The organism is Acinetobacter sp. Leaf130, assembly GCF_001423205.1.
Lineage (GTDB): Bacteria > Pseudomonadota > Gammaproteobacteria > Pseudomonadales > Moraxellaceae > Acinetobacter > Acinetobacter calcoaceticus.
In genome coordinates this window covers 459286-472310 of record NZ_LMOE01000001.1, presented here as the reverse complement: position 1 = coordinate 472310, position 13025 = coordinate 459286, and the positions used below count along the sequence as shown (strand labels likewise).

Annotated in this window: 13 protein-coding genes; 7 read left to right on the top strand and 6 right to left on the bottom strand. The window is 38.6% G+C overall.

Annotated features, from left to right (window positions below; translation table 11 throughout):
- The first annotated feature begins 4 nt into the window (after positions 1-4).
- The gene (locus ASF86_RS02055) at positions 5-1330 is read left to right on the top strand and encodes a hypothetical protein (RefSeq protein WP_005041758.1); all 1326 of its coding nucleotides are present in this window, start codon (positions 5-7) and stop codon (positions 1328-1330) included.
- Positions 1331-1634: 304 nt separating this feature from the next.
- The gene (locus ASF86_RS02050) at positions 1635-2669 is read left to right on the top strand and encodes an AraC family transcriptional regulator (RefSeq protein ID WP_056478902.1); all 1035 of its coding nucleotides are present in this window, start codon (positions 1635-1637) and stop codon (positions 2667-2669) included.
- Between the two features lie 147 nt (positions 2670-2816).
- Here the strand turns inward: ASF86_RS02050 and ASF86_RS02045 are convergent, their stop codons facing one another.
- A complete protein-coding gene (locus ASF86_RS02045; RefSeq protein ID WP_056478900.1) occupies positions 2817-4157 on the bottom strand; it encodes an aspartate aminotransferase family protein in 1341 nt (446 codons plus the stop codon).
- A gap of 403 nt (positions 4158-4560) precedes the next feature.
- Here ASF86_RS02045 and mutS point away from each other — a divergent pair, with 403 nt between their 5' ends.
- The 4 genes from mutS (at position 4561) to ASF86_RS02025 (ending at position 9315) form a co-directional block, all read left to right on the top strand.
- Positions 4561-7200, top strand: a complete 2640-nt coding sequence (gene mutS, locus ASF86_RS02040) for a DNA mismatch repair protein MutS (RefSeq protein ID WP_056478897.1) — start codon at positions 4561-4563, stop codon at positions 7198-7200.
- 61 nt (positions 7201-7261) lie between these two features.
- Entirely contained in the window at positions 7262-7792 is a 531-nt protein-coding gene (locus ASF86_RS02035; RefSeq protein WP_056478894.1) for a GNAT family N-acetyltransferase, read from the top strand.
- 344 nt (positions 7793-8136) lie between these two features.
- On the top strand, positions 8137-8460 hold the full coding sequence (gene fdxA, locus ASF86_RS02030) for a ferredoxin FdxA (protein ID WP_003650851.1): 324 nt from the start codon (positions 8137-8139) through the stop codon (positions 8458-8460).
- Positions 8461-8592: 132 nt separating this feature from the next.
- Positions 8593-9315 (top strand): D-Ala-D-Ala carboxypeptidase family metallohydrolase, encoded by a 723-nt coding sequence (locus ASF86_RS02025; protein ID WP_198078827.1) that lies wholly within the window; start codon positions 8593-8595, stop codon positions 9313-9315.
- A gap of 45 nt (positions 9316-9360) precedes the next feature.
- On the opposite strand, the gene ASF86_RS19925 is transcribed toward ASF86_RS02025, so the two are convergent.
- On the bottom strand, positions 9361-9498 hold the full coding sequence (locus ASF86_RS19925; RefSeq protein WP_264753230.1) for a hypothetical protein: 138 nt from the start codon (positions 9496-9498) through the stop codon (positions 9361-9363).
- 5 nt (positions 9499-9503) lie between these two features.
- Positions 9504-9806: a hypothetical protein gene (locus tag ASF86_RS02020; protein WP_227508769.1), complete on the bottom strand. Its 303-nt coding sequence runs from the start codon at positions 9804-9806 to the stop codon at positions 9504-9506.
- 198 nt (positions 9807-10004) lie between these two features.
- Here ASF86_RS02020 and ASF86_RS02015 point away from each other — a divergent pair, with 198 nt between their 5' ends.
- Positions 10005-10673 (top strand): O-methyltransferase, encoded by a 669-nt coding sequence (locus ASF86_RS02015; protein WP_056478888.1) that lies wholly within the window; start codon positions 10005-10007, stop codon positions 10671-10673.
- A 116-nt stretch (positions 10674-10789) separates the two neighbouring features.
- On the opposite strand, the gene ASF86_RS02010 is transcribed toward ASF86_RS02015, so the two are convergent.
- The 3 genes from ASF86_RS02010 to ASF86_RS02000 all read right to left on the bottom strand — a co-directional run bounded on the left by ASF86_RS02010 (position 10790) and on the right by ASF86_RS02000 (position 12991).
- Complete coding sequence (locus ASF86_RS02010; RefSeq protein WP_003650844.1) at positions 10790-11632, bottom strand: universal stress protein; 843 nt, start codon at positions 11630-11632, stop codon at positions 10790-10792.
- 155 nt (positions 11633-11787) lie between these two features.
- The gene (locus ASF86_RS02005; protein ID WP_045435838.1) at positions 11788-12399 is read right to left on the bottom strand and encodes a chloramphenicol acetyltransferase CAT; all 612 of its coding nucleotides are present in this window, start codon (positions 12397-12399) and stop codon (positions 11788-11790) included.
- Entirely contained in the window at positions 12392-12991 is a 600-nt protein-coding gene (locus tag ASF86_RS02000) for an IMPACT family protein (protein ID WP_009388838.1), read from the bottom strand. Before ASF86_RS02000 ends, ASF86_RS02005 begins: the two co-directional genes overlap by 8 nt.
- Positions 12992-13025 lie beyond the last annotated feature (34 nt).

Below are 13025 nucleotides of genomic sequence, written 5' to 3'. Positions count from 1 at the left end.
GTTTATGCAAGCTACCCATCAACTGAGCCGAGTTGCCAAAGCACTATTACTCACCAGTAGTCTGGCAAGTATGATTGCGCTAAGCGCATGTAACTACAACCCTTTGCAAAGCGCATCTCCCCCAGTCGCTATTCCCCAAAAAGAATATATACAAAAAGGTCAATGGGACGCTTTTAACTTTGACCAACTTAATCAATTGATTGCTACCTATGGAAAAGACAGCCCAAACTACAATTCTGACAAACGTCCGTATATTGTCACTGACTTTGACAATACCTCAGTATTTTTAGACATCGAAGAAGCCACTTTAATTTATCAACTTGAACACTTAGCGTTTAATGTCACGCCAGAGCAGCTTAATCAAATTATTCGTAAAGGAATTAGCTCGCAAAATTTTGACGCGGCCTACAATAACCAACAAGGCGAAGCCGTCAATATTGATAAAATTGCCCCAGATATTATTGCCAGCTACACATGGCTTTATCACCACTATAGCGGTCTAAAAGGTAAGCAAAGTCTGGATCAAATTAAACAAGATCCGCATTATCTCGATTTCATTACTAAAATGAGATATCTATATGCGGCGATTGGAGACACGTTTGATCATGAAGTCGCATATCCATGGGTCACTTATTTATTTACTGGGCTTACCGAACAACAAGTCCGTAATTTGGTGAAAGCAACGGTGGCTTGGCAAATGCAGCAACCGATTGGACCTGTGACATGGACCTCTCCCGTAGCACTTTCTGGCCAAGCAGGCGTTGTGAAAACCACTTGGGAAAATGGTTTAAGACCATACCGTGAAATGCAAAATCTATTTAAGGCCTTTCAGGACAATGGCATTGATGTATATGTCTGCTCGGCATCTTTTATTGATGTGATTAAAGAAATTATTTCTAATCCAGAGATCGGCTATAACATTAATGAAAAAAATGCCTACGCGATGGAATTAGAACGAGATGCACAAAATCGAATTTTGCCCGAATTTCGTCATGGCTATGCGCAAACTCAAGGTAAAGGCAAAACCGCAACCATCCAGCGTTTTTTAGTCTCTAAATATGGTTACGGGCCAATTTTTATCGCAGGTGACAGTGAAGGCGATCAAAATATGATGCAAGATTTTGCGGAGACTCAGAAAGTACTGATTATCAATCGATTGCGCAGTCCAAGTTCTGATATCGGAAAGTTTTCTCAGCAGGCTGTGCAGGGCTATGGTCAAGCCAATCCTAAGTTTTTATTACAAGGCCGCGATGCCAATACAGGTCAATTTAGACCCTCAATGGCCAGTTTAAGTTATGGCACGCAAACGGCGAAAACCACAAAAAATTAATCATTCACTTATTTTCTCATGCCTACAAAACATATTGTAAGCATGAGAAGCCGCTTCATTTCTTGTTTTAGTTCTGCTCTTTGTGCCTATATCTGAAGCACTTTCTGCCTTCTTTTAGTTCGCCACCCAATCCAAAATACAATTATTGATGTCTCCTTAATTGATCAAAGATAAAAATTAAAACAACACTACATATATTATTGTTTTATAATGATTTTTAATTATACAAAATCATAAACTCAAATAAAAACTGGTATGGCTTTTGCTTAATGATAGTTAGGAATAAATATCATGAGACCTTGCCATGTTACATCTCAATCCAGCCCCTCTTGTCGATTCAACTATGTGTAATCAAGGTGTATTGTCTGCAGCTGCCTCTGGATTAAGCGAGTTTATTCGTCAAAAAGGTGCAGATGTTGATCGTGTTTTAGGAATTAGTGGTATTAATCCTGAACTTCTAATTAGCCCAACTTTGAGCTTACAACTCCCCAATTATTGCAAGGTGCTAGAACAGGCAGCACTGGTTTCAGGTTGTGATAATTTTGGCCTGCATTATGGTCAACAGTTTCAACCCAAATCATTGGGGCTCATTGGGTACATTGGTCTTTGTTCAAACACATTAGAATCTGCACTGATGAACATGACCAATAATTTTTATTTGCATCAGAAAGATACACTCAATCGAATGGTCGATTTGGGAGATAGCTGGCGAATAGATTATCAAGTTCAACATGGCGCGATTTTAACTCGCCGCCAAGATGCAGAACTGACTATGGGCATGTTTATGAATGTGATCCGTGAAGTGATGGGCCCTCATTATTCACCACGCGCGATTCACTTTGAGCATACTCGACCTGAATTCTGGCAAGAACACAGCAAATTATTTAACGCGCCTGTTTATTTTGATCAACCATTTAACTCCATCATCATTTCAAAAAAAGACGTCCAGCATACTATGCCGGGGCGTGATTCTATTTTGTTAACAGTGATTCTAGATACACTGCTCTTACTCAATCGCTCTTCACCAAATCAAAGTCTTGCAGATCAGGTACGCTCTCACATCCAGCTTGAACTGAGTGAAGGTGAACCAAACCTTGAAAAAATTGCTCATGATATTGGTTTAAGCAGTTGCACCCTTACCCGCCGTTTAAAAAATGAAGGACTCACCTTTACCCATTTAGTTGATCAGGTTCGTTGTGAATTGGCCGAACATTATATTAAACAGAAAAATATTCCAATTTCAGAAATGGCATTCCTGTTAGGTTATTCAGAAGTAAGTGCTCTATCACGTGCATTTAAACGCTGGTTTGGTGTTACACCACGTCAATTAAGACACTAAAACATCGCAAATACAGGCCTTGAATAAAGGCCTTTTTATTATTTAAGCAATTCGAGATAACATCTAAAGCTGCAAGATAATTGAACAAAAAATACCCCTCAAATTAGATTTAACATCCAACTTGAAGGGTATTTTTTATAGAAGGTCTTACTTTAATTTTGTTAAGGCTTGATCTAAAGCACCAACTAACCAATCGATATCTTTTATTTGGAAAGCCAAAGGTGGGCGCAATTTCAATACGTTGCCATAAGGGCCTGCAACTGAGGTTAAAACTCGATGAGTATTTCTGAGCTCTTCAATAAGGTTCAAAGCTAATGCTTTATTCGGCTCTTTTGTGGCTCTATCTTTAACCAGTTCAAATCCTATAAATAGACCAGCGCCACGGACATCGCCCACCATCTCATGTTTATCCATAAGTTTAGTGAGTTCTTTTAGAAGTAGCCCTCCCACATATTTGCTATGGGTTTGCAATTCTTCTTCCTGAATGACTTTAAGTACAGCCTGTGCTGCCGCCATAGAAACAGGATTACCACCAAAGGTATTAAAATATGGAATTTTATCGCTAAAAGCAGCAAGGACTTCACTCTTGGCTAAAAGCCCTGACACAGGTACCCCGTTGCCCATTGGTTTACCTGTGGTAATGATATCAGGCACAACATTGTGACGACCAAAGCCCCAGAAAGAATCGCCAGTGCGCGCGAAACCCGGTTGTACTTCATCGGCGATAAAGATTCCGCCATTGGCATGCACGACATCAACCGCTTTTTGTAAGAATCCAACAGGATTAGGCATTACACCATCAGAAGAAAATATTGAGTCCGCTAAAAAACCTGCAAACTTGATGCCTTTTGCATTCATATCATCAATTTGCTGTTGAATCTGCTGTGCGAACCATTCGCCTAAATCATCAGTTTGTATCCGATAATAATCAGGCGCTGGAACTAGACGAGTTGTATCATCTAAAGGTTGTTCAGTTCCAAGCGCTGGAGAGCATCCTGACGTTAAACTACTGGTGCCATGATACGACTCTTGAGACACAATAATTCCCATACCGCCGCTATATTCACGGGCAATACGAATCGCCAGATCATTAGCTTCCGAACCCGTACACATATACATGGCACGGTCAATTTCATCAGGCGTGGTTTGCAAGAGTTCTTCGGTATAATCCAAAATATTTTCATGTAAATAACGCGTATGTGTATTGAGCATTTTCATTTGCTCATTTACCGCTTCAATCACCGCAGGATGACAATGACCAATGCTGGCAACATTGTTGTAAACATCCAGATATTGATGACCTGCTGCATCCCATAAATATTGCCCCTGTCCTTTCACCAGATGCACGGGATTACGATAAAATAAGCGATAGGATTCACCTAAAATTTTATTTCTTTTATCGGTCAGTTTGCGGGTAGCATGGTCCAGCTCAGCAGCATGCTCTGGACGAAAGCTATTGGTATCCATAATGGTTGAACGCGTACCCATGAATGACTCCTCTATTTATATTCAGCATACTTTTGTGCGAGACGATGAATGATGTAGGCAACTCATACGCTGATTCGAAATATTTCAGTATTTGATTGAAGTTACGCAAACCATATTGCTTAAGTATCTTTAAAAAAACTTGACCTCAGACCACTTAAGCCACGATTTGAAGTCAACTTATTGGTCTTATATTCCGATGCTCAACAACTCTTTTTTTCAATAACTCAAATTTGTTACCATTACACATCTGGAGAGACTCCAATTCGCTTTATACTATGGCTGCCAATTCTCAAAGTTCATCCAATTGTGTTCTTTTCTTGAATGACGTTCATTTTTAAAAGACTTGAAATTGGTTAGATGACCAAACGTAAAATATTATTGATTTTTTAAGGGTTTAATACGCATGAATAGCGCTGAAATCATGGCTGACTTATCTTCTCATACACCTATGATGCAGCAATATCTCAAAGTCAAAACGGACTATCAACATGCGTTGCTGTTTTATCGTATGGGTGACTTTTATGAACTCTTCTTTGAAGATGCTCATTTAGCAGCCAAACTTTTAGGCATCACCTTAACCCATCGTGGCAAAGCCAGTGGGCGACCTATTCCAATGGCGGGTGTTCCCTATCACGCGGCAGAAGGTTATCTTGCACGTCTTGTCAAATCTGGGCGCACTGTAGCCATTTGCGAACAAGTTGGAGAAGTGACAGGTAAAGGTCCGGTTGATCGTAAAGTTGTTCGTATTCTTACTCCGGGTACGTTAACTGATGATGCATTACTCAGCAGTTATCAATCATCTAACCTAGTCTCTTTATGCATACATCAAAATCAGATTGGTTTTGCTTTACTCGACTTAAGTGCAGGCATTTTTAAAGTTCAACAACAAGATTACAAGCCAGAACAATTGCCTATCGAACTTGCGCGTTTAATGCCAAGTGAAATCTTGATTGATGAAGACTTGGTCGACACGAATATTATCGAACAAATTAAAAAGCACTTAGATTGTCCCGTTACCAAACGCCCGAATGTAGACTTCAATCAAAATAATGCACAAAAAACTTTATGTGACCAGTTTACGGTATCAACGCTTTCAGGTTTTGGTTTAGATCCATTACCTTTAGCCAAAGCTGCTGCCGCTGCACTCATTCACTATGCAAAAGAAACACAAAAAACTGCATTACCGCATATTCGTTCAATTCAACTTGAACAAAGCACAGACTTTATTGCGCTTGACCCAATCACACGTCGTAACCTAGAAATTATTGAACCATTATTTGAACATGGAACGTCATTATTCCAACTGGTAAATGACTGCCAAACTGCAATGGGTGGACGTTTATTAAGCCGTACACTGATGCAACCTGTTCGTGATACCGCATTACTCGATGCTCGTTTAGATGCCATTGAGCAATTAATTCAGGGATATCATGAAAGCCCAGTTCGTTTGGTCCTTAAAGAAATTGGTGATATTGAGCGTGTGCTTAGTCGTGTTGCACTGGGCAGTGCGCGACCACGTGATTTAGTACAGCTTCGTCATGCATGTGCACAAATTCCAGCGTTAAGAACGGCATTAACTCCCGTCATTCAAGCGAAAAAATCCAAATTATTAGTTCAACTTGATCAAGAACTTGGTGATTTTAAAGCGCTTCATCAACATTTGATGGCAGCTATTGTTGAAAACCCACCTGTATTACTTCGTGATGGCAATGTAATTGCAGAAGGCTACGATGCTGACCTCGATGAATTACGCCAAATTCGCGATCACGCAGGTCAATTCCTCATTGATTTAGAAATTAAAGAGCGTGAACGTACTGGCATTAACACACTTAAAATCGGTTATAACCGTGTAAGTGGTTACTACATCGAACTCACTCGTGCCCAAGCAGAACAAGCTCCAGCCGACTATATCCGTCGCCAGACTTTAAAAAATGCTGAACGCTACATTACCCCTGAGTTAAAAAGTTTTGAAGATAAAGTCCTGTCGAGCGAATCACGTGCCTTAGCACGTGAAAAAGCATTATTCGAAGCTTTGCTTGAAAACCTTCGTGAAAATATTGCTCACCTACAAATGATGAGTTCAGCAATTGCTCAAATTGATGTGGTTGCTAACTTTGCTCATCAAGCACGCTTAAACAATTGGGCGCGTCCTGAATTTACTCCAGAAACGGGCATTAAAATTCAGGCAGGCCGTCACCCTGTAGTTGAAGCATTAAATAAAGCACCATTTACACCAAATGATACTTTTCTTGATAGTCAACATCGCATGGCAATCATTACCGGCCCAAACATGGGCGGTAAATCAACATTCATGCGTCAAACGGCATTAATTAGTTTATTGGCTTACTGTGGCAGTTATATTCCAGCCAAAGCAGCCAAACTCGGTCCAATCGATCGTATTTTCACTCGTATTGGTTCAGCCGACGATTTATCTACAGGCAAATCGACCTTTATGGTTGAAATGACAGAAACCTCTCAAATTCTGCATCATGCGACTAATCAATCTCTTGTTTTGATGGATGAAGTTGGCCGCGGAACCAGTACCTATGATGGCTTGTCTTTAGCATGGGCATGTGTGGTTGATTTAACCAAACGCGTCAAATGTTTATGTCTATTTGCCACGCATTATTTCGAGTTGACTGAACTTGGTGGTGAAGCAGGAATTGATAACTACCATGTCACGGCGCAAGAGCTTAACGGCAACCTGATTTTATTGCATAAAGTTCAGCAAGGTCCTGCAAGCCAAAGTCATGGTTTACAGGTCGCAAAATTAGCGGGTATTCCTGCCAATGTGATTAAAGAAGCTCAAAAACGTTTACGTATTTTAGAAAAACAGCAGCAGCAACATCTACAAACGAGCTTTCAAAATGATTTGTTTGCGCCACCAGATGCGAACGCTGGTTCACAAATCATAGAGAAAGTTGTCGAAATAGAGGTTTCATCCCCTGCTCTAGATTTACTTAAGCAAATTGAAGTCGATAACTTATCGCCTCGTCAGGCGCTTGAGCAGCTCTACGAGTTAAAAGCTGCACTAAAATCCTAATAAATCACGTCTGAATAAGCAGGCTTAGGTCTGCTTATTCATCTCGGAGAATAATATTTATATGATCTTAAGATCTTTGCAATATTCAGAAATCGATCTTATTTGGCAGCAAATTAGCCGCCGTGAACTAATTACTCAAAACTACATACAAAAACAGCAACATCTAGAATTAGTTGATTGTTTTTTTGATGTACAACATTGGGACTCATATCATTTAGAAAATGACCCACCTAAACTGAAACAGCTCTTTGAACAAGGTTCAATATTTGTCGGCGCATTTGATGCTTCTGAAAAACTGGTTGGTGTGAGTGTAGTCTCAAATCAACTTATAGCGGATTACCCTCACGCGAAATTACTCCACTATTTCTATGTCGATGCAGACCAACAAGGTCAAGGCATTGGTGCCAAACTTATGCAAGCCGCAAAAGAGTCCGCCAATCAACTCAGTGCAAAACAACTGTATATTTCGGCGACCCCAAGTCGGCGCACTGTAGACTTCTATATCAAGCATGGCGCACAACCTCTAAGTGCTCCAGATCAACAACTTTGGCAATTAGAACCTGAAGATATCCATTTGTTCTGTACCCTTTAGTTCTACAGATTTCAGTGATTTTCAACAAAAAAAGCAGAAAATCAAAATTTGTAAAAGAAAAATGAGAAATTAAGGCATTTAATAAAATAGATGGCTTGACTTAAATGACATCTGGATATTTAAAGGAAATATTTTTTAAGTAATTGTTTTATAAAATATATTATTATTTTGATTTTATAAACCAACACATCTTAAGGATGGAAGATCCGTTTTATTATCAACGTATTAACTTATCTTCATATGCATGAATAAAGAATATCAATAAAAGCAATTGTTTGTTTACCCCTTTTTTGCCTAAAATAAGCTATTCGAAATGAAACCATATTTTTTAGGTAGCTGTCGCCATGACCTTTGTTGTCACTGAAAATTGTATTAAATGTAAATACCAAGATTGCGTAGAAGTTTGTCCTGTAGACTGTTTTTACGAAGGTCCGAATTTCCTAGTGATCAATCCGGATGAATGTATTGACTGTGCATTATGTGAACCAGAGTGCCCGGCAAATGCAATTTTCTCTGAAGATGAGTTACCAGAAGGTCAAGAAGTGTTTATTGAGCTCAATGCTGACCTTTCTCAAAAATGGCCTAACATTACTCAAATTGGTGATCAACCGGCTGACCGTGAAGAATGGAACGGCAAACCTGATAAATTACAATATCTTGAAAAGTAATTTCAAAAAAGATCAGCAACCGCTGATCTTTTTTTATACCCTATTCAAACATTTCATTGCAAATTCCTCGTAATTTGTGCACTGTTTTGCATTAAAATAGCCGCAATATTTAGTAAGTGCTTAATTTTTCTTATGCGGAAGTTTTTGCAGAGTATGGTGCCCTTATGCATAATCCCAGCGGTTATGGTAGGTTGTGTCAGCTCTCCCCAACACACAACAACAGGCAAAACCTCTCCAAGTGGTAAACGAATCTTTATTCCACAAGAGCGCGTTATTATCGAGCGCCCGATTCCCCCTAAAGTTGAGCCTACATCTTATCGAGGTTGGTTAAGTTCTGGTGAAAATTACGAACGTGTTCGTGAATACGAAAAATTCTTAACCCGAAATAATGTCGCGGGTATTGTGCCAAGTTTTGAGTTATTACGTTCAGCACGTGATTGGCAAAAATGTGGGCGTTCAGAATATGCTGTGCCTAATCGCGAACTTTGGGGAAATTCTTTATCAACCCTACGCGTATTTAAATATTTAGTTGCATCAAAAGTTTTAACCGACTTTGAAGTAACCTCGGTTTACCGAGATTTACCTTTAAATGAATGTGCTGGTGGCGCAAGCTCTTCTAAGCATTTATTTAACTCTGCAATTGATTTCCGTATTGGTCCTGAGTTTCCACAAGCTCAAGATTACGCATTTATTGAAAATACCAAATTTAAACTCTGCCAATTCTGGGCTCAGCATGGCCAAAGCTTAAATATGGGTATTGGTTTATATAGCTCTGGACAAATTCATATCGATACTCAAGGCTATCGTACTTGGGGTCCCGATTTAACTCGAAGCAGTTCGATGTGTAATTTTTAAATTAAAAAACTCCTTTCAATCGAAAGGAGTTTTCACTTAAACCCATTACAAACGTTTGGCTAAAGAGATGAGTTTTGAGCGGTTTTTAAAGCCATGCTTTTTATAAAAATCTTCGGAAATAGATGCTCTTAACGTGTGCAGAACAATGGTTTCTATATTATTTTCTCTACACTTTCCTTCTATATACTTTAAAAGCTTAGAGCCAACTCCTTTTCCCTGATATGGGGGATGAATAAAAAATCATCTAGATAATAACGAAGTCCTTGTATAGTGGGATGAATATGCCCCATTCCTACACCAATTAATTGGTTTCCCCATTTTGCACAAAAGCCAAAAGAAGATGGATATTGAAAATATCTCTCAAAATATTTTCTAATTGGTTCTAAATCATCAAACTGCTCATTCCATGGCTCATTACTAAAAGCTGAACAATAAACCTCAATACCCTCTTCAAAATCTACACTTGTAAAAGCACACAACGTAATTCTCATTTATACATCCCTAACTACACATTGATAAAAATAAGCAAGAAATGAACCTTTTTATACTCCTTGTTTAATTTGGGTCGGTAACTCAGAAAAATTAATTTGCTCATTCAATAATCAACCAAAATTTCTTCAAACGAAGATTTTTGCACTCTAGGCATAAACGTTTAAAATACCCCTATCAACATATAGGTAAATTTGATTATGCAGCAGATGTGGACAGACATTGACGAATATATCGATTCACATTTAATTCCCGAAGACCCGCGACTCGAATATGCATTAAAAAATACCGATGAACACGGCTTCTCAAATCATCTTGCAGTGGCTCCTAACCAAGGAATGTTCTTGCAGATGCTTATTCAGATGAATAAATGCAAACGAGTTTTAGAGATTGGAACCTTTGCTGCATATAGTACAATTTGGTTAGGCCGTGCCTTACCTGAAGATGGTTATTTACTGACCATAGAAGGCCGCGACACTCACGCAGAAATGGCACAAAAAAATATCGACCATGCGAATCTTCCTGTAAAAGTTGAACTTAAAACTGGCCGTGCCGCAGATATTCTTTCTGAGATTGATCCTCAATCTATCGAGCCTTTTGATTTTATTTTCATTGATGCAGATAAACAGGGATATCCGGAATATTTAGAATTGAGCCTGAAATTTTCCAGATCAGGTACAATTATTGTGCTTGATAATGTGATTCGCGCAGGTGATATTTTAAATCCAGATAATAAAAAACCAAGTATTGAAGGCATCCGTGAGATGTTTAAAGCACTCGAAAACCATCCACAAATCTTGTCTTGTACAGCATTACAAACAGTTGGCTCAAAAGGCCATGATGGCTTCGCAATTGCAATTGTGAAATAATGGTTAAAAAATCGTCTTTTTTATTTTATTATTTATAATCAATAAATTACTTTTATTACAGTTGCTTTTCCATATAGTTATCCACAAGATTTGCGGATAACTATATGCAAATCTAATTATTTAGCTACTAGCAATGGTACAGTCGCATTTCGGAATACGGTTGTTGCAATACTTCCCAAGAAGAACTGATGAATTTTGCTATGACTAAATGCGCCTAGCACAATGATTTGAATACCATGTTCTTGTTGGTACTCTAAAATATTTTGTGCAACATCACCATAGCGATATACGGTCACTACATCTATACCCGCTTGTTTAAGGTAATGCTCAGGTTCATTGAGTACTTCTGGGTGATCACCGACATAAACCAAATGACATTGCAGTGTTCGCAATAAATCACTTTGAGCAATGCGGCGCATCATTTTTTGACAAGTTGGTGAATATTCATAGGCGAAAATAAATCGTGTCGGTATTTTAAAGTTTTCACCAATGGTCAAAACAGTACAGTTGGCTCCACGAATAAAATTTTCAACATTACTACCAATTGGTTTCTGTTTTTCGGCAGCTCTTTCCCCGACTCGACCTAAAATCACGATGTCATTTTCATGCAAGAGATTAAAACTTTGCTCTAAAAAATCACCTTTTTCTTGAATTTTTGAACACGTAATATCGTGTTTTTCTTTAATAAGATCAGAAATATGACGGAGTAAATTATTGCTATAGTCTAAAGCGAGTTCACTTTGTTTTTGTTCCAGCTCAGCTAACTCTTTTAGCAGCATTGCATTGCTTTCAAAGCCAATTACTCCACTAATTTCACCAAGATGATAACTTGCAGGGTAATAGTCTAGAATTTGTAATAATACAAGTTCTCGTCCGGTTGCTTTAGCAACCCATGCTGCTGCATCGGCAATAGCATTAATACACGGTGATGAGTCAATACACGCAATAACACGGTTCATGTCAGCCTCTCTTCTTCAGGTCTTTTGCCTTGGAGATTATTCTTAAAACTTAGCTTTAACTTAACATAGATAAAAATTCGTATGTTAAGGTTTATGTATAAAAATCAACTTTTTTGTTTAAAGATCAAACATCTTATTACATTCTTGAGACTGAATTATTCCCTTAAACGAAGAAATTTTGCGGGGTTGCCACCTACAATATGGTACGGTTCCACATCTTTGGTCACCATACTATTCATGCCCACCACAGCATGCTTACCTATTTTAATACCATCTTTAATACCCACATGTGCACCCAACCAAACGTCCTGCTCAATTTCAATTCCTTTGGAAGTGACAGGTTGCTGGTAAAGTGGACGGTCTAACTGCATGCCATGATCAAATGCATATAAGTGGCAATATGCAGCAATACGGACCTGATCATGCAACTTTATGCCGGCTCGCCCCCCATCTAAAATACAATGATGATTTATCGCGACCTCATTACCAATTTCCAGGGGCCCATGCAAACTGCAATCTGCTGCAATAAAACAATTATCACCAATAATAATTTTTCGTCCCGGTTCAGCAAAAATGTGAGCTAAGGGCGAGATAAAACAGTTTTTACCAATCTCAACTGTTTCCATCTCCATCAAATAAGCCTGATATTCTTGTTGCCACTCTTCGGCCCAAACACGATTTTTAGGTTTTAAAGTCCAATATAACCATGGCATATAATTTAAACGGTGCTTATGTTGTTCCCGATATTTGAGTAAGGAATCAGTCATCAGTTAATTCTTCCTCAATTTTTAATTCTTCACGACCACGCGTTACATCTCTGAGTTTTAAGGCAAGTGGTTCAATTTGATGTATTTGTAGCCTTGCTTCGATATCTACACCCGTTGCAGTATAGGTTTCCTGATATTCAATTTGTTGTTGAGTAAGCTCATATTGAAATATGGCCCATTCATTAAAGTGACAGGAAAAATAAATCGTTTTCTTTGCAATGAGTTCAATACGCTCAGCCAATAGCAAACATTGCCCAGCACAGCCACCGTATGCTCTTACAAGGCCGCCGGTCCCTAGCTTTATTCCACCATACCAGCGGTTAACCATTACAATAATATTAGTTAGGTCATTCCCTTCAATGGTTGCCAAGATTGGACGACCTGCTGTTCCTGAAGGTTCACCATCATCGTTAAAGCGAACATTATGGCCAATTTTCCATGCCCAGCATTGATGAGTTGTCGAGATATCTTTGTTTTGTTCTAAAAATTCTTTAACTTGCTGTTCATTTTCTACTGGTGCAGCGATAGCTTGAAATCTACTTTTTTTAATTTCTTCTTCAAACGTAATGGGTGATGCAATCGTAAAAGCCATAAATTAAATAAAGCATAATAAAAATCAAATTATA